The organism is Nocardiopsis sp. LDBS0036, assembly GCF_041228755.1.
In the GTDB taxonomy this organism is placed as follows: domain Bacteria; phylum Actinomycetota; class Actinomycetes; order Streptosporangiales; family Streptosporangiaceae; genus Nocardiopsis; species Nocardiopsis dassonvillei.
Window position 1 is genome coordinate 137,780 of record NZ_CP141103.1, and the last position, 16,894, is coordinate 154,673.

Consider the following 16,894-nt stretch of genomic DNA (forward strand, 5'->3'; position numbering starts at 1 on the left):
GGAGCCGGAGTCCGAGGGGTCAGCGCTCGCGCCCGTGCCCCTGGCGGGTCCGGGCCGGAGCGGACCCGCTCGCGGCGGGAGGCCGTACCCTCACCAGCTGCGCGAGCAGGGCCAGCACGGGCAGTTCCACCAGCGGTCCCACGACCAGCGCCACCGCGATCAGGGGCCGGTCGGGGAAGGCCGCGACCGCGACGGCCAGCGCGATGGGCGAGTTGCGGGCCGTGGTGGTCATGACCAGGGTGACCCCCTGGTCCGCCGGGAGGCGCAGCATCCGGGACAGGCCGGTGGCGATCAGGGGCAGCGCCACGAAGAAGACCGCCAGCGGCGGCAGCAGGGCGAGCAGGTCGGCGCCGTGCTCCAGGACGGTGCGGGCCTGCCAGGCGAACATCGCCAGCACGGCCGCGTACAGCAGCGGCAGGACCAGGCGCGAGGCCGGACCGGTGACGTACCGCTCGCGCCAGGCGGCCCCCTTGAACCGGTATGAGGCCCACCGCAGCACCGAGGCCAGGGCCAGCGGGACGACGAGGACGAGCAGCACCGACTCGGCCAGGGTGGCGGCGTCGACCATCGCGGCCCGGCCGCCCAGCAGCAGCACGTACACCGGCAGCAGCGCGAGCTGGAGGACGAGGTTGACCGGCAGCAGGGCGGCGGCGATGCCGGTGTGCCCGCGCGCCACGGCGGTGAAGACCAGGTACCAGTCCGTGCACGGGGTCACCAGCAGCAACAGCAGACCGATGCGCAGGTCCGGTTCGCCCCCGAGCAGCCCCGCTCCCAGGGCCCAGGCCAGGGCCGGGGTGAACACGAAGTTGAGCGCCAGGCTGACGGCGACCAGGGTCCTGGCGCGCCCGACCTCGCCCACGTGGGCGGCGTCCATCTGCGCGAACACGGCGGTGAGCATCGCCAGCAGGGCGGGCAGCACCACGTGCTCGGCCGCCGGACCGACGGGCAGCAGCAGGCCCGCGGCCAGCCCCGCCACGGCGGCCAGGGCCACGAACAGGCTCTGGAGGCGTTCGGCCAGCGACATCTGTTCAGTGCTCCTCGGCGGTTTCGAAGACCCGTATCAACACCATGCGCCCACGGTAGGCCTTCGCGCCGACCCGAGGACCGGGCCCGGCACGCGCCGCGGCCGGGGCCCTCGCGCGCACGCCCATGTGCGCGGCCCCGCGGAGCCCGCCGATCCGAGCGCCCACGGTCGGGACCGGCGTCGGGGTACGGCGGCGCGCTGGTGCGCACGGTGCGCCGCGCCGGTGCCGCCCGCCGGTCAGCGCGCTCACGCTCCTCCGCCGGTGGTCTCGGAGCGCGTGCCTCGGGCAGACCCCTCCTGAGCGGGGTCCCTCCCCTCGGAGCCCTTCGGCCCGCGCGCCCGGCTCCACTGCCAGACGCCCGCCGCGAGCAGGGCGATCCCGGCCGCGGCGAGGACGAACACGTCGATCCCCGCCCCGCCGACGGCGAAGAGCCACTCCTGGACCCGGTAGCTCTGGTCGTCGAACGCCCCGACGCCGCCGAAGAGGGACGCCGTTCCGTCATAGCGCAGGAACACCACGCCGATGGCGACGAACAACAGGCCCGACAGCGTGCTCGTGGTGTGGACGCGCACGGGGCCGAGGGAGACGGTGCGTCCGCGCAGCCAGCGCTTCTCTCCCAGGTCGTAGCGGTCCCACAGCAGCGCCAGCACGAACAGAGGGCCAGCCATCCCCAGAGCGTAGACCGCCAGGAGCAGGGCACCGCGCAGGGGACCGCCGGTGGCCGCGACGGTCAGGACCGCGCCGAGGATCGGCCCGGAGCAGAAACCGGCGAATCCGTACACCGCGCCCAGCCCGAAGACCGAGACGGTGTTCGTGCGTCCGGAGAAGCGCCCCTGGAGACGCCGGGCCAGCCGCGAGGAGAACCCGAAGCCCACGATCTGCGCCACGCCGAAGGCGATGACGAGCGAGCCCGCGACGGTGATGAGGAGTTCGCGCTCTCCGTAGAACAGGCGGCTGACCGCGGCCGATCCCGCGCCGAGTGGAACCAGCGTGGTGCACAGGCCCAGGTAGAACACGCCGGTGCGGCCCAGGAGGCGGCGCGGGTCGCGGAACGCGTACCCGAAGAACGAGGGGAGCAGCAGGGCGCTGCACGGGCTGAACAGGGCGAGCACGCCGCCCGCCAGGGCCGCGACGAGACCGACGTCAGCCATCGCCGTCCCTCCCGGCGTCCGCCAGCGCGTCCTCGATCGCCGACACGAACACGGAGAGCGGTTGGGCACCCATGAGGGGCTGGCCGTTGACGAGGAAGGCGGGGGTGGAGGTGACCCCGATCCCCTGCGCCTCCGCGAAGTCGCGGCTCACCATCGAGGCGACCTCGTCGCCGTGCCGGTCCTCCTCGAAGCGCTCGGGGTCCATGCCCAGCTCCGCGACGATCCCGTCCAGCACCTCTTCGAGGGCCTCGCCCTCGAACTTCTCCCCGTGGGCGAAGTAGGCCTCGTGGAACTCCCAGAACCCGCCCTGCATCCCGGCGGCCCGGGCGGCGTGGGAGACCGTCTCCGAGGAACCGGTGATGATGGGGAAGTCGCGCCACTCGATGCGCAGGTCCCCCCGTTCGACGTAGTGCATCAGCTCGGGTTGGGTCTCCCGGGCCCAGCGGCCGCAGTAGGGGCAGTTGTAGTCGGAGTAGGCCACCATGACCACTGGGGCGTCGACCTCGCCCATCGCGGCGGGGTCCTCGGGGTCCCGGCGGGCCAGCAGGGCCCCGAACTCACGCTGGTCGGGGGTCTGGTCGTCGGCTCCGGCGGAGTGGGGAGCGGAGTCGGCCGCCGGCTCCCGCGCCGCGGGTTCCTGCGCCCGGTCGTCCACGGCGCGGTTGGCCACGAGCAGACCCGCGACGACCAGCAGGGCGAGGCCGGCGAACAGGAGGCCCCGCCACGAACCGCCGCCCCCGTCCGGGGTACGCCCCCGCCCGCGCTCCGCGCCCGGCGAGGGCCGGGCGTTCACCTGCTTCTTCCCGCGGCCGGGTCCGGACCCGGATGAGCTGGACATGTGGGTGCCCCTCGGTCGACTCACGCTGTTTCTATCCAGCTTAGTACAGTTTCTATGTCAGATAGAAGAAGCGTGCGGAGGACGGTGAGCGGTGTCTCCTCCGGGACGGGACCGCGGGCGAGCCGCCCCCGGCGAGCCGCGCGCGGGGACGGGCACGGCGCACCGGGCGCGCCCCGGCCGGGGCGGTCGGGGTGGCCGGGGCGCCTTCCGGCGCGGACCGCGGACGGAGGAGTCAGTAGGCCGCGCAGTCGCAGTACGGGAGGAGGACCCCGGCCAGCGCCGAGGCGACCGTGATCAGCAGGGGAGCCGAGACCAGGGCGGCGACCAGCGCGGTGCGCGCACGCGCCCTCCACCGTCGGCATCCGGCGAGCGGTGCGACCTGGCGCCGGACCCGGTCGACCGGGCGGGCGCCGTCGATGGACAGGACCTGCGGGGAACGGCTCCGACCGGCCTCCGCCAGGGCTCCCAGGGCGTGCACCAGCGGGCGCACGCCGACCTCGCGCACGGCCCGGTCGTCGGCGGCCCACTCCACGAGGACGGGCACCTCGGACGCCGCCGCGCGGAAGAGGGGGACCCGGGGGAAGGCGGAGTCGAGCAGGCGCACCCACCCGACCACGAGGTGGTGGCGTTGGCTCAGGTGGGCCTTCTCGTGGGCCAGGACGGCGCGTACCTGGGGCCCGCTCAGCACCTCCAGAGCACCCCGGGTGATGACCACGCCCCCCTGCGCGCCGGGCACGCAGTAGGCCCCGCTCTCGGCGGAGTCGACCAGCCACACCCGCTGACCGTGCAGGAGGCGGCGCCGCGCGCGGGAGAGCAGGTCACGGTGGTGGGAACGCCTCCAGGAACTGCCCGCCCTCCCGCGCCGCACCCCCGTCCACAGCAGGCGCAGCGCCGCCGCCAGGACCAGCGCGGCGCTGACGCCCACGCCCCACCCGGCGTTGTCGCGCTCCAGGGCCTGCAACACGCTCAGGCACGCGGCCAGGACCGCCTTGACCGAGGGCCCCAGGAGTTCGGCGGCGAACACGGCTGCCAGAGCCGCACAGGAGGCCGACCAGACCGCGGTCGCCAGGGTCCACAGCGCCAGCATCGTCCTCGGCCCGGGGCCGCAGGAGCGCGAGGCGCGGCGCAGGAGGTCCGGCCCCCTGACGCCGAGCGCGACGACCGCGCAGACGGCGGCCAACGGCCAGATCACGCCTCCTCCTCGGGAGGGAGGCCGTCGAGCAGGGTGCGCAGGGCGCGCACGTCCTGGGGGCTCATGCCGTCCACGAACCGCAGCAGTGTGGCCTCGGAGTCACGGCTGCCGGTCAGCGCCTCGTGCATCACGTCGGCGGCGTGCGCCGAACGGTCCCGCACGGGGCGGTAGAACCACACGCGGCCGAGCTGTTCGCGGTCGACCCACCCCTTGCGCCTGAGGTTCTCCAGAACGGTGGAGATGGTGGTGTAGGCGGTCGCGTGGTCGGTGAGGCGCTCGCGCACCTGCCGCACCGCCAGGGGTTCGGACGCCTCCCACAGGACCTCCATGACCGCCGCCTCCAACGGTCCGAGTCCAGGAATCATGACGCCCGTGTCCCACCTTTCGCCGCGCGGATCGGGTTCAGCATAGTGGTGCCCCTCTCAGTCCCGTTCGGGCCCGGAGCGGGCCACGGCGACGTAGGAGCCGTCGCCGTCGCCCGCCTCCACCAGTACCGGGCCGCGCTCCGGCCCCGCCACGGGGATCTCCCACGTCCCCTCCTCCAGGGTCCGCCCGTCGGCCGTGGACAGGACGCGGTTCCCGTCGTCGGCGGCGGTGTACAGCAGGCCGCCGACGACGCGCACGGGGCGTTCGCCGGGACGGGCCTCCACCGACCAGAGCCCGTCCCGGGATGGTCCCCCGCGGCCCAGGAGCACGGGCGCGCCCGTCGCCGCGGAGACGCCCGCGACCGCCGCGCGCCCGGATCCGTCCGCGACCGTGACGGGTTCGGCGCGCGAGGACAGTTCAGCCAGGGGACGGCCGTCGCGTACGTCGTGCACGGTGTACACCGCCGCCCCGCCGCGTTCCCAGCGCAGGGTCACGAGCCCGGCGGAGTCGCTCGCGGGACGGTGGCCGTAGGTCAGGGTGGTCTCCCCCGTCCCGCGGGCCAGGGAGTCGGGGACGGGGAGTTCGGAACCCCGCCACAGCTGTTCGCCCGAGGAGGTGTCGATCGCGCGGAGTCCGCCGTCTCGATGGACCAGGAGGGTTCCCTGGTACTCGTGGAGCACCGCGTCACCGTCCTCCTCGTCGGCCGCCACCGCCCCGGTGTCCGCTGCCAGGGCGACCCTGGGGCCGGTCTCCTCGCTCATGACCGTGTGCGAGACCCGTGCGAAGACCAGGCCGGGGCCCACCCACGTGCCCGGTACCTCGGTCGGCCCCCAGACCCTGCGCCCGGTGGAGGGGTCGTAGGCCGCCGCGGTGACCGTGGCGGCCAGCAGGCCGCGTTCGGGCGCGGCGTCGCTGTCCAGGAGCACGACCAGCTCCCCGCCCCGGCCGCCGCGGGTCGTGGTGAACCCCGTGCAGCTCGGGTTGCGCGGCGTCGACCAGCGGGTGCGCCCTCGGGCGTCCACCCCGAGGAAGCGCAGGTCCCCGCCCCCGTCGTCGGCGACCAGACCGACGAAACCGTCGTCGGTGGCCTTGGGCTCGGAGGAGTAGGGGGAGGTCCACAGCCCACGGTCGCCGAGCACGCCGGGGACGCGCGCGGCGTCCACGGCCACCGGGGGAACGGGCGGTTCGTCCAGGGGCCGTGCGTCCCGGGGAGCGGCGAGTCCGGGCCTGCCGCAGGCGGTGAGCACCAGCAGCAGGCACGCCGCGGCGGCCGTGCGCACCGGGTTGCGTGCCCGTCGCGTACGGCCCGGCCCGGGGGCGTTCCGGCGGGGCAGGGGCCGTCCGGGGGACTGAAGGGGAGTCATGGTCACCGCCCGGCCGCGCGCAGCGCCGCGTCGATGCTGTCGGTGAAGGCCTCCAGGGGCTGGGCGCCCAGCACGGGGTCGCCGTTGACGAGGAAGGCCGGTGCGCCGCTCATCCCCATGTCCTGTCCCTCGGTGAAGTCCCGTTCCACGGCCGCCCCGGCCTCGGCGGCGTCCAGGTCGCGGGCGAAGGCGTCGGTGTCCAGGCCGATCTCCTCGGCGGCGTCGCGCATGCTCGCGCGCACCTCGTCCGCGTCGCCGGTGAAGTCCTCAGGGGCGGCGTAGACGCGGGCGTGGTACTCCCAGAAGCGGTCCTGGTTCCCGGCGGCGACCGCCCCCCGGGCGAGCAGGCGGGAGCCCTCTCCGAGGTAGGGGAACTCGCGCCATTCGATCCGGACCAGCCCCGGGGCGACGTAGGCCTCGACCAGTTCGGGCTGGGTCCGGTGGACCCAGTCGGCGCAGAACGGGCAGAGGTAGTCGGAGTAGACGATGAGCACCACCGGGGCGTCGGCGGTCCCCATCGCGTGGGGGTCGGCCGGGTCCCGGCGGGCCAGTTCCTCTCCCGCGGCCCGTGTCTCCTCGCTGACCGTGTCGGCGGCGGTCCCGCCGGGGGAGCCCGCGGCCCCGGAGTCCTCGGCGTTCACGAAGAGGGCCGTGAGCAGCAACAGCGCACAGGCGCTTCCGGCCAGCAGGAGGGCCGGGGCTCTGTTGCGTCGGGATGGCTCGGACATGGTCGGGGGCCTCGCACGCGGTAGCTTCTATGGACGATAGTTTTTATTCTATCCAGGATAGAACAACGTCCGTCGGCAGGCCGGGCTCCGGTACACGCCGAGCCGCGGGCGGGGCGGGGACCGGTCGCCGGGGACGCCGACGCCCGGGGCGCTTCGGCCCGCGCCCGTTCCGGTCCGGGGTGGGCCCGCCCGGGCGGGGCTTCCCCGTCGTCGTGACCGTCGTGGACGGGGAAGCCCTCCAGTCGTGCGCGTTCGGAACGCCCCTATGGACGTCAGGCGTCGTCGAGGTCGACGGTGGGCAGGGGCTTGACCGCCGGACCGTTGAGCACGCTGCCGTCGGTGTCGTACCGGGAGCCGTGGCAGGGGCAGTCCCAGCTGGTCTCCGCCGCGTTCCAGGCCAGTCGGCAGCCCAGGTGGGTGCAGTTCAGGCTGACGGCGTGGAGCCCGCCCCGCTCGTCGCGGTACGCGCCGACGGAGTCGCCGTCGACCTCGACGACGCCGCCCTGGCCCCGGTCCAGGTGGCGGGCGTGGTGGGGGTACAGCCGGCCCAGGTGTCCGCCGACCATGTCCGCGCCGACCTTGAGGTTGTCCTTGATCAGCCGCCCCACGGCCTTGGCGTCACCGACGCGGGTCGCGTCGAACATCGCCAGCCAGGGGTTGTCGCGGCCCTGGAGGAGGTCGCTCAGGATGACGGCGGCGGCGGTGCCGTTGCTCAGGCCCCACTTGTTGAACCCCGTCGCCACCAGGATCCGGTCGTTCATCGACGAACGACCGATGTAGGGCACCTGGTCGGCCGTGGTGTAGTCCTGACCCGACCAGCGGTACTCCACCGCGTCCACGTCGAAGGTGGACCTGGTCCACTGTTCCAGGTCGTCCCACAACGCCTGGGTGTCCTGCCCGGTGCCGGTCTCGTGACCGCCGCCCACCACGATCAGCCCGTTGGGGCCGCGGTCCGGCCACGGCCGCGTGGACCTGCTGGGCGAGTCGATGGAGATCGCCATCTCCTGGGGTGCCGGACCGTGGAGCCGGGCCGCCAGCCCGAAGGACCGGAAGGGGCGCGTCCTGGCGAAGTACCCCCCGATCATGTTGATCGGCAGCAGCGTCGCCACCACCACGGAGCTGGCGCGGACCGTCGCGTCGTCGGTGCGCACCCGCACGGTGCCGTCCCGCTCCTCCTCCACCTCCAGCACGCGGGTGTGCTCGAACACCTGCCCGCCGGCCGCCGACAGCGCCTCGGCCAGACCGGCGACGTAGCGGCCCGAGTGGAAGTGCAGCTGCTGGTCGAACCGTACCGCCGCCTCGATCCCGAAGGGCAGGTCGGTCGTCTCCACCAGCGACGCCGGAAGGCGCAGGCGCTGGGCCGCGGCCGCCTCCTCCTCCAGGGTCCGGCGCTGCGCGGGGTCGCGGGTGTAGGCCACGGCGGGTGCGCGGGTGAGGTCGCAGTCGATGCCGTACTCACCGGCGAGTTCGGCGACCAGTTCCACCCCGGCCTGGTTGGCGTCGGCGTACACGCGGGCCAGGTCCTGGCCGTACCGGTCGATCAGCCCCGCGTAGACCAGCCCGTGCTGGGAGGTGACCTTGCCGGTGGTGTGCCCCGTCGTGCCCTGGCCCAGGCGCCCCGCCTCCAGCACCGCGACGCTGCCCGCACCGGCCCGCCGCGCCAGCAGCGCGGTGGTCAGCCCGACGATGCCGCCTCCCACCACCGCGACGTCGACCTCCACGTCCTGGCTCAGACGGGGAAACTCCGGTCGGTTCTCCACGACCGTCCACACGCTCCTGTGCTGCATCCTCTGCCCCTCCCGATCAGGTCCAGACGCCGTCGGCCCCCGTGCGACGGACAGCGCCTACACCAGCTACCCAGCGTTCCCGGTCGCTACCGCCGGAGCCTCGGGTCGGGGCATGGACCCGCGCCGCTTCCAGAGCCGGGGGAGGGGTGCGTGGCGAACACGGGCTGGGCGAAAGGAGAGTGGTGGTGTGCGGTGGTTCCCCGGCAGAGGGGGATAGCGGTCTGTAGGTTGGGTCTTCTGGAGCTACAGCGTTTTGGTGGTTGGTGAGTTTTTGGTTCTCTTGGGGCCTGTGGTGCGTGTGTCTGTTTCTGAAGAAGTTGGAAATTCGGCTGCTTGCCGCTGGTAAGTTCGCAGGTCATTGACTGTGCTCCCCGCGCACGCGGGGATGGTCCCCGCAACGGCTACCGCCGCGACCGCGTCCAGGAGTGCTCCCCGCGCACGCGGGGATGGTCCCTCACCGGTGGCCGACCCTTCCTGCACGCCATCGTGCTCCCCGCGCACGCGGGGATGGTCCCCAGGCGGGCATGCGCAACAGGGCGGGCCGGGTGTGCTCCCCGCGCACGCGGGGATGGTCCCCGACTGCCCTCTACCGACTGTTCGACGCTGACGTGCTCCCCGCGCACGCGGGGATGGTCCCCCCACCGCGAGCCCCCGTATGCGAAGGCTCGCGTGCTCCCCGCGCACGCGGGGATGGTCCCGAGCCGACCGCCACAGTCAGTCCGACCAGCCAGTGCTCCCCGCGCACGCGGGGATGGTCCCGTGGGTGGGGCCGGGCGGGGGAAGTGGAAGCGGTGCTCCCCGCGCACGCGGGGATGGGGCCCGATCCCCACTGACTTCCGCGTTCGTCGTCCCCGGAAAACCGCTCGACGGCTTCGGGGCGACCTGACACAGTGGCGCACCATGACGGGTTCCGAACTTGTGACCGCCGCGGACGTGCGGCTCATGCAGGGGCTGGCGCAGCGCGTCACCGCGATCCGCCCCGACCTGGTGAACAGCGACGCCTCGTTCGGCGAGCTGGCCTGGAACTGGGGCCGGGGGCACGCCAGCGACGGCGCGACCTGGCCGCGTCGGCTGTGGTTCTCCGGCGGGGAACTGGTCGCGTGGGGCTGGCTCCGCCTTCCGCGCCGGGTGAGGCTGAGCGACGGCTCGGTCAGGGACGTCACCGGCGCCTACCTGATGCACCAGGTCCACCCCGACCACGCCGGGCTGGTCGACGAGGTGATCGCCTGGTACGACGCCACGGCGGCGGGCCTCGAACGCACGGTGCTGCCCAGCGCCGCCGACGGGTTCGCCCTGGAACGGTGGGCGGCGCACGGCTACGGGACCGACCCCGAATCGCTCGGCGACGACGGGACCTGGACCCAGCTCAACGAGCGCGACCTCACCGACGTGGAACAGCCGGTGCTGCCGACCGGGTTCCGGTTCCGCACCGCCGACGAGGCCGGGCCGGAGGCCGCGGTCCGGGCACATCTGGACGCCTGGGCACCCTCGGCGTACACGGCCGAGGCCTACCGGGGCGTCCGGCGGACGGCGGGTTACCGCGGCGACCTGCACGTCCTGGTGGAGGCGCCGGACGGGACGATGGCGTCCTCGACGATCATGTGGCTCGACGAGGCCAACGGAACCGTCGAGTTCGAGCCGGTCGGCACCCATCCGGACTACCGGCGCCGGGGGCTGGGCAGGGCGATGCTGCTGCACGGAATGCGCCTGGCGAGGGCGGCCGGGGCCACGCACGCGACGGTCGCCTGCCTGGGCGCGCCGGGACACCCCGAGGCGCGCGGGCTGTACTACGGCGTCGGGTTCCGGATGCTCGTGCGGGACGCGCCGCTCGTCAAGCCGGCGACCGCGGAGTGAGATCCATGTGACTCCTGATGCGTGAGGTGCGCGTGTGGTCTCCGGCGACCTCGGGTAGGGGCGGGCCAGTCACCCGACAGGGAGGAGAACCGGACATGAGCGTTCCGGAGGAGTCCAGGCCCAAGACCACGGACACCGACCAGGTCGTCGACGCCGACCACAGCGACGACGCCCGCGAGCCGGACACCCGAGGAGAACTGGAGGCCGAGCTCCAGGACAGGATGGAGGAGCAGGACCTCAGCCGCGAGGACTTCGGCACGGAGTGAACCGGCCGCGGTCCCGGGGCCGCACCGACCGACGGCGGCTCCGGGACCGGCCTGTCCGCGCGGCAGACGGATAGGCTCCCCGCATGAGCGACCCCTCCGCGCACGCCGCTCCCGGGCCTCGGGACCCCCTCACCCGTCTCCGCCTCCGTGCCAACCGGAGCGAACGCAGCAGGAAGGTCTTCTACGGTCTCCACCAGGGCCTTTCCCTCGGCTGCGTCATGGGCTTCGCCCAGTTCCTGCTGCTCGGGTCCGACCCGTGGACCTCGCTCCTGTACGGCATCGTCGCCGGAGTGGTCTTCAGCTCGTTCATGGCCCTGTTCACCACTCCGCCGCGTCCGCGTGTGTCCCAGGACCCGGCGGTGCAGGCCGCCGTCTCCCCGGAAACCCTGCGTGCCGCCACGGACCGGCTGATCCTCGGCCGACCCGGCGCCGACCCCGAAACCAACCGTGTGGCCGCCCTCCAGGCCGAGCAGGTGCTCGACGCCCCCTCCGTGAGGATCCCGGTGGCGGTGGCGGCCCTCGTCGCGGCCGCCTGCGCCCTGGGCGCCCTCGCACTGCCCTCCGATGAGGCACTGGACTTTCCGCGCGCCCTGCTGGGGACGGTCACCCTCGCCTGTGTCCTGACCCCGTGCCTCATGCTCCCGGTGTGGCTCCTGCGCAGGCGGCGCAGCAGGGAGCTCCTGGCACTTCACACCCCGTCCGACCGGGACCGCTCCGACTCCGGCCGTGACTGAACCGAGGCCCCGCCCGGGACCGCGCGTCGGCCCCGCCCGGCCCCGCCCACAGGCGGATACGCTGTCCCGGTCCGCGCGAGGCGCGCGCGGACCCGCGAACAGCGAAAGCGAGAAGATGAGCCCTTCGATCGCCACCAACACCCGTGTCGACCTCGACGGCCTGCTGGAGTTCGTGCGCCCCCGCCACCACGCGCTCCTCATCACCCGCCGCGCGGACGGCGGGCCCCAGGCCTCCCCGGTGACCTGCGGCGTCGACACCCAGGGCCGGATCGTGGTCTCCACCTACCCCGAGCGCGCCAAGACCCGCAACGCCCGGCGCGACCCCCGGGTCAGCGTCGTGGTCCTGTCCGACGACTTCGACGGCGCCTGGGTCCAGGTCGACGGGGAGGCCGAGGTCATCGACGGGGAGGACGCGGTCGAGCCCCTGGTCGAGTACTTCCGGGTGATCTCCGGCGAGCACCCGCACTGGGACGAGTACCGCGAGGCCATGCGCCGTCAGGGCAAGTCCCTCGTCCGCGTCACCCCGAAGCGGTGGGGTCCGGTCGCCACCGGCGGCTTCCCGGCCGACCGGGTCTGAGCCCGGCCGCCGGTCGCGGCCTCGGCCCAGGGCTTCGCCGACCGGATCCGGGACCACACGCCCAGCCGCCGCGGAGCCCGGGTCACCGCCCCGCGGGCGGCGGTCGCCAGTCGTCGTCCGGAGGCGCGGCCCCCCGGTCGGGCGGGTCCCCGCCCTCGGGCGGCGGCTTCCAGTCCTCGCCGGACGAGGTCCCCGCGGTCCCCTCCCCGGGCCGGGCGGTCCCGAGCCCCGGCATGCTGTCCCTGTCCCAGCCGGTCGGGTACCGCCTGCCCTCGGGCCGCTCCTTCCAGTAGTCCGGCGAGCGCACGGCCTCCTGCTTGCGGATCGTGTCCCGGCGGATGATCCACAGCACCAGGAAGATCACCCCGATCGGGATGACGAGGGCCATCAGGATCCCGAACAGCGCGCCGGGTGTCGCCCACTCCATCGCCTTCCTCCTTCGGGTGGGGGCGCGGTCCTCACAGGGCCGCGAGAAGCTCACGGCACGCGCACTCGCAGCGGCGGCACGCCTCGGCGCACACCCAGCAGTGCTCGTGCCGGGCGGCGTGGCGGTCGCACTCCTCGCCGCACAGGCGGCAGGCCTCCGCGCACGCCTTGACCAGTGTCCGGACGAGGGTGTCGTCCTCCCCGGTCCGTCGCGAGAGCACCCGCTGGGTGGACTCGCACACGTCGGCGCAGTCCAGGTCCAGGCGCACGCACGCGACCAGTTCGGCCACCGCCCGTTCGCCCAGGCAGGAGTCCGCGCACAGCACGCACGCCTGTGCGCACGCGCCGCAGGCCTCGATGCAGGCCCGCACCCTCTCCTCGATCCCGTCGCCCCGGCGGTCGGAGCGGGTGTCCAGCATCTGTTCGACGACGCTCATGACTCCTCCTCGAACGTTTCCGGTCCGGACCCGGGGCGGGCCCGGACCGGGGCTTTCACAGCGAGAACCGCAGCGCGAAGTGGTTCAGCGAGGCGGGGAGCCCCGACGCGGGCAGCGGCCCGCCCGCGTCCACGCGGGTCAGGTTCCGGCCCCGGAGCAGGGCGCGCAGGAACAGCGACACCGTCAGCGGAACCAGGTCGCGCGCCGCGCACCCGGCGGGGCCGTAGCTGAAGGGCACGATCCCCGGCTCCGCCTCGGCGCGCCCGTCGAGCCAGACCTCCGGCTCGAACGCGTCCGCGTACGGAAGCCGGGAGGAGTCCCGGTGGAAGTAGGAACTCACGACCAGGAAGGCCGTTCCCGCCTCGAACACCTCCTCCCGCCAGGCCGTCTCCCGCGTGCTCTCCCGGATCACCATGAGCGTGGTCGGCCACAGCCGCACCGACTCGCGCACCGTCGCCCGCAGCAGCGGCAGGTCGAGCCCCTCGCGGCCGTCCGCCTCCTCGCGGGCCGCGTGGGCGCCGGGGCTGAGCGAGGTCAGCAGCGCCAGGGAGCGGAACGCGGCGACGGCGGCCGCGTCGAAGGCGAACAGCCAGTGCGCCACCTGGTCCTCCGGGTGTACGTCCGCGCCCTGGCCGTCCCCGCCGTGGGGGCACCCGGCGGCCGACTTCGCGGCGGCCGACCCCGCGACCAGGCGGGCGGCGAGGCTGCCCGGTGCGGCGCGTTCGATGTTGGCGCGCACCCGCCCGAGGAACTCCTCCCTCGCCGCGTGGTCGGCCGGGGCCGCGTAGGCCCAGTTCGCGCGCGAGCGCAGAGTGTGCAGGAGTTCGGTCGTGCGGCGGTCCTGCGCGGCGAACGAGCCGAAGACCACGCGCCGGGCCATGGCGTGGAAGGAGTCGGCGAACCTGCGCCAGTCCAGGACCTCCCCGCTCCGCAGTGCCAGCCTGAGCGCCAGCGCCTCGTCGTCCGCCTGTCCGGCGACGACGTCCCCGTCGGGGTGGATCGTCTGGCCCGGCACCAGGGCGGCGACGTTGGCCGCGCGGCGCCCGGGCCGTGCGTCGTGGTCGGAGATCAGCACTCCGTGCGGCTGGAAGTGGGAGAGCGCACCGCGCTTCTCCATGCCGCCGGGGGAGAAGGGTTCGGGCGTCTCCCGCAAGAGCCGGCCCACGTCCTGCGGGGACAGGACCAGGGCGAGCCGCCGTCCCGCCAGGCGCAGCGGCAGGGGGTCGTCGCCGTGGCGTTCGCGCAGGCCGCGCAGGAGGGAGACCGCCCTGCGGTCGGCGTCCAGGCCGGCGACCAGGCCCGTCATCAGCGGGCGGCGTACGATCACGCCCCGCGCCAGGTTGGGCAGCAGAACCGAGGACAGCACGCGCGCCTCCTCCGCGGCGGTGGGGCGGCGCGCCCCCCGCCGGAGTTCCGTCTCCGGCCGGGAGCCCGCGTCCTGTGGCGGATGCGCTCCCCGGCGCCGGTGTGCCTCCTGGTGTTCTGTGGGCATCGAGACCGTCCCCTCGATCGGTTCGCTGCGGTGGATTGCTGTTGTCGGCCTTGGGTCCCTACGGCTGCCGGTCCTGGCCCCGCACCGGGTTCTCGCAGCTCTCACGGCTCCCGTAGATCCCACGGCCCTCATGAGTGCCGGTGAGCTGGTTACCTTGTTCCCAGGCCGGGTGAGGTGCGGGCCTGCCGGACCCGGTTCTCCCCGCCTTGACCGCTCACGTGCCGGTTCCAGGTTTCTACTCCGTCCCCTGCCCCGGTCCGGGCGTGTCCGAACAGGGACGCACGGGACTTCTGCGACTTGCGGGGTCACCGTGCGCCGCCCGGCCTCCGCGCACACGGCCTTCGCACACCCGGCCGCTTCGGATCCGGGGCCTCGCGGTCGCCCGCCGGGGGTTTCGTGCCCCTGCCCGCCCCGACGGGCCGGGGCACGCGAGGTGCCCGAACCCCTCGAAGCCGCGGTCCGGCGCTCCCCGCCTCGATGGGGCCGGGATGTCTTTCGCGCACGTGCGCCCCGCCTCCGCGGGACCGGAGCGTCCCCGCGCACACGCGGGCGCCCCGGTCCGGTGAGGACCGGGGCGCCCGCCGTTCCCCGGCCGCGAACGGCCGCGGGTCACCGGCAGCGGATCACAGGTAGTCCCGGGGCAGCGTCTCGGTCCACTGCCGGGAGAAGACCCGCTCGTCGTTCTCGAACGCGTCCAGAGTCGCGTACACCCGGAACTCGGTCTCGGTGCACTCCAGCGACGTGTGGGTCTCGGTCCGGGTCCGCCACCCGTCCCGCGCGAAGCGCATCGTCCACGTCGACTCACCGCGCGCGGACGTGAAGTCGCCCGCCACGGACTCGTAGTACTCGTAGGCGCGCCGACCGACGTCCAGGTCGATGTCGTCGAAGTGCAGGATGCCGCCGTCCTTGACGATCTCCAGGGCCGACCGGGTGTCCACCAGGTCCCTGTAGACGGTCCAGCTGTGCTCCGGCTTCTCCCGGCGCGTGGTGGAGATCTCCGGCGCCGCCTCCGGCTCCCCGAAGGGCTCCGGGTGCGGCTCGTCCGCCTCGGAGTGAGGACGCACCGGCAGCAGCAGCCTGCTGTTCTCCGGGTGCACGGTCAGCAGGGCGGGCTTGGGCGGCGGCCAGGCCAGCGGCCAGTAGGAGGTGGACAGCGACAGCCGGATGCGGTGCCCCGCCGGGAACGCCTGCGCGACACCGTTCATCGTGACCTTCACCCGGTAGATCTCACCGGGTTCGAGCTTCTCGGGGTGCTCGTGGCCGTCGCGGTGGGTGAGGTTGAGCAGCCCGTAGGTCACCCGCGTGGCGCTGCCGTCCGGCGCGACGTCCACCAGCCGCGCGGCGACCATGGCCACCGGTTCGGTGACCGACACGTCCAGCTCCACCTCGGCGGCGCCCAGGATCTCCACGTCCTCCGACAGCACGTCGCTGTCGAAGACCAGGGAACCGCCGTCCTCCTCGCGCTGGTCGTAGGGCAGGTCCGGCGGGGCGTTGTAGGAGGCCCACTTGCCCGCGAACTGGCCCACGGTCAGCGGCGACCGCACGGTCAGCGACTCCGAGTGCACCTCCTCTCCGGGGCGGCCGATCCGGTACCTGGCCAGCGGGTAGCCGCGGTACTCCACGCTCGGCGAGGGCCACACGTCCTCGCGCACCCACCGGCCGGGGCGCTCGGTGTAGGCGGTGGAGGGGAGCACGCTGTCCTGCATCCACGCCCACAGGGACGGGCCCTCGTCGACACCGTTCTCCCTGCCCTTGAGCCAGCGGTCCAGCCAGCGCACGACCTCCTGGAGGTAGCCGATCGCCGGGCCGGGGCTGCCCATGTGCGGGTAGCGGTGCGACCACGGGCCGATCAGCCCCCGCCTGGGCGCCTCCAGGTTCTCCAGCAGCCGGAAGACGGCGTTGGAGTAGCCGTCCGCCCACCCGCTGGAGGCCAGCACCGGGCAGCGCACCTTCGAGTAGTCCTCGCTCACCGACGCGTGCCGCCAGTAGTCGTCGCGCCGCTGGTGGCGCAGCCACTCCAGGACCCACGGTTCGGTGGCCTCCAGCCGCTCGTGCCACATCCGCCGCCAGTCGTCGCCGACGGTCACCGGGTCCGGCGGGCAGGTGCCCGCGGAGAACATCGTCCCCGCCTCGGCGAGGTTGTCCGACAGCAGACAACCGCCCATGTAGTGGAAGTCGTCGCCGTACCGGTCGTCGGTGAAGGAGCTGATGACGATCGCGCCCAGGCTCGGGGGCTGGCGGGCCGCCACCTGGAGCGCGGCGAACCCTCCCCAGGACAGCCCCATCATGCTGGTCTTCCCGTTGCACCAGGGCTGCTCGGCCAGCCAGGCCAGCACCTCCTCGGCGTCCAGCTGCTCGCGCTCCAGGTACTCGTCGGTGAGCACGCCCTCCGAGTCACCGGTACCCCGCAGGTCCACGCGGACGCAGGCGTAGCCGTGCCCGGCGATGTAGGGGTGGTGCATGGAGTCGCGCACCGACGTCAGGTCGCGCCTGCGGTAGGGGAGGTACTCCAGGACCGCCGGGACGGGGGACACGTCGGAGGAGGTCGCCCGCCACACCCTGGCGGCCAGGTGCACACCGTCCGACATCGGTATCCACAGGTGCTCGTCCTCCTGGACGGCGTTGGGCAGGTTGTTGACCACGTGCATGGACCGGGG

At 73.9% G+C, this 16,894-nt stretch carries 16 protein-coding genes and 1 CRISPR repeat array; of the genes, 4 read left to right on the plus strand and 12 right to left on the minus strand.

The window, feature by feature from the left end; genetic code table 11:
* Positions 1-19: 19 nt before the first annotated feature.
* From UIS43_RS00450 to UIS43_RS00485, 8 genes are all read right to left on the minus strand, one after another.
* Positions 20-1,024: an arsenic resistance protein gene (locus UIS43_RS00450; RefSeq protein ID WP_013152385.1), complete on the minus strand. Its 1,005-nt coding sequence runs from the start codon at positions 1,022-1,024 to the stop codon at positions 20-22.
* Between the two features lie 246 nt (positions 1,025-1,270).
* Positions 1,271-2,176, minus strand: coding sequence for a cytochrome c biogenesis CcdA family protein (locus UIS43_RS00455; RefSeq protein ID WP_013152386.1), 906 nt, complete (start codon positions 2,174-2,176; stop codon positions 1,271-1,273).
* Positions 2,169-3,014: a DsbA family protein gene (locus tag UIS43_RS00460; protein ID WP_071621788.1), complete on the minus strand. Its 846-nt coding sequence runs from the start codon at positions 3,012-3,014 to the stop codon at positions 2,169-2,171. Before UIS43_RS00460 ends, UIS43_RS00455 begins: the two co-directional genes overlap by 8 nt.
* A gap of 232 nt (positions 3,015-3,246) precedes the next feature.
* On the minus strand, positions 3,247-4,206 hold the full coding sequence (locus UIS43_RS00465; protein WP_370012153.1) for a M56 family metallopeptidase: 960 nt from the start codon (positions 4,204-4,206) through the stop codon (positions 3,247-3,249).
* Positions 4,203-4,571, minus strand: a complete 369-nt coding sequence (locus UIS43_RS00470; protein WP_013152389.1) for a BlaI/MecI/CopY family transcriptional regulator — start codon at positions 4,569-4,571, stop codon at positions 4,203-4,205. The genes UIS43_RS00465 and UIS43_RS00470 overlap by 4 nt, the downstream gene beginning before the upstream one ends.
* 57 nt (positions 4,572-4,628) lie before the next feature.
* Complete coding sequence (locus UIS43_RS00475) at positions 4,629-5,936, minus strand: PQQ-binding-like beta-propeller repeat protein (RefSeq protein WP_013152390.1); 1,308 nt, start codon at positions 5,934-5,936, stop codon at positions 4,629-4,631.
* 2 nt (positions 5,937-5,938) lie between these two features.
* Positions 5,939-6,664 (minus strand): thioredoxin domain-containing protein, encoded by a 726-nt coding sequence (locus tag UIS43_RS00480; protein WP_013152391.1) that lies wholly within the window; start codon positions 6,662-6,664, stop codon positions 5,939-5,941.
* Between the two features lie 272 nt (positions 6,665-6,936).
* Positions 6,937-8,451 (minus strand): FAD-dependent oxidoreductase, encoded by a 1,515-nt coding sequence (locus UIS43_RS00485; protein ID WP_013152392.1) that lies wholly within the window; start codon positions 8,449-8,451, stop codon positions 6,937-6,939.
* Positions 8,452-8,815: 364 nt separating this feature from the next.
* A CRISPR array of direct repeats spans positions 8,816-9,271; the repeat unit is 29 nt; unit sequence GTGCTCCCCGCGCACGCGGGGATGGTCCC.
* A gap of 80 nt (positions 9,272-9,351) precedes the next feature.
* Between UIS43_RS00485 and UIS43_RS00490 the strand changes: the two genes are divergently transcribed.
* The 4 genes from UIS43_RS00490 to UIS43_RS00505 all read left to right on the plus strand — a co-directional run bounded on the left by UIS43_RS00490 (position 9,352) and on the right by UIS43_RS00505 (position 11,882).
* On the plus strand, positions 9,352-10,305 hold the full coding sequence (locus tag UIS43_RS00490; RefSeq protein ID WP_117198354.1) for a GNAT family N-acetyltransferase: 954 nt from the start codon (positions 9,352-9,354) through the stop codon (positions 10,303-10,305).
* Positions 10,306-10,400: 95 nt separating this feature from the next.
* Positions 10,401-10,571, plus strand: coding sequence for a hypothetical protein (locus tag UIS43_RS00495; protein WP_013152394.1), 171 nt, complete (start codon positions 10,401-10,403; stop codon positions 10,569-10,571).
* A gap of 83 nt (positions 10,572-10,654) precedes the next feature.
* Positions 10,655-11,305 carry a hypothetical protein gene (locus UIS43_RS00500; protein WP_370012156.1) on the plus strand — a complete coding sequence of 217 codons (651 nt, stop codon included), beginning with the start codon at positions 10,655-10,657 and terminating at the stop codon, positions 11,303-11,305.
* A 115-nt stretch (positions 11,306-11,420) separates the two neighbouring features.
* Complete coding sequence (locus tag UIS43_RS00505; protein ID WP_370012158.1) at positions 11,421-11,882, plus strand: PPOX class F420-dependent oxidoreductase; 462 nt, start codon at positions 11,421-11,423, stop codon at positions 11,880-11,882.
* Positions 11,883-11,964: 82 nt separating this feature from the next.
* On the opposite strand, the gene UIS43_RS00510 is transcribed toward UIS43_RS00505, so the two are convergent.
* The 4 genes from UIS43_RS00510 to UIS43_RS00525 all read right to left on the minus strand — a co-directional run bounded on the left by UIS43_RS00510 (position 11,965) and on the right by UIS43_RS00525 (position 16,885).
* Positions 11,965-12,309 carry a hypothetical protein gene (locus UIS43_RS00510; protein ID WP_013152397.1) on the minus strand — a complete coding sequence of 115 codons (345 nt, stop codon included), beginning with the start codon at positions 12,307-12,309 and terminating at the stop codon, positions 11,965-11,967.
* 31 nt (positions 12,310-12,340) lie between these two features.
* On the minus strand, positions 12,341-12,745 hold the full coding sequence (locus tag UIS43_RS00515; protein WP_013152398.1) for a four-helix bundle copper-binding protein: 405 nt from the start codon (positions 12,743-12,745) through the stop codon (positions 12,341-12,343).
* Between the two features lie 55 nt (positions 12,746-12,800).
* Positions 12,801-14,111, minus strand: coding sequence for a cytochrome P450 (locus UIS43_RS00520; protein WP_370012161.1), 1,311 nt, complete (start codon positions 14,109-14,111; stop codon positions 12,801-12,803).
* A 749-nt stretch (positions 14,112-14,860) separates the two neighbouring features.
* Positions 14,861-16,885 carry a CocE/NonD family hydrolase gene (locus tag UIS43_RS00525; protein WP_370012163.1) on the minus strand — a complete coding sequence of 675 codons (2,025 nt, stop codon included), beginning with the start codon at positions 16,883-16,885 and terminating at the stop codon, positions 14,861-14,863.
* Positions 16,886-16,894: the final 9 nt, after the last annotated feature.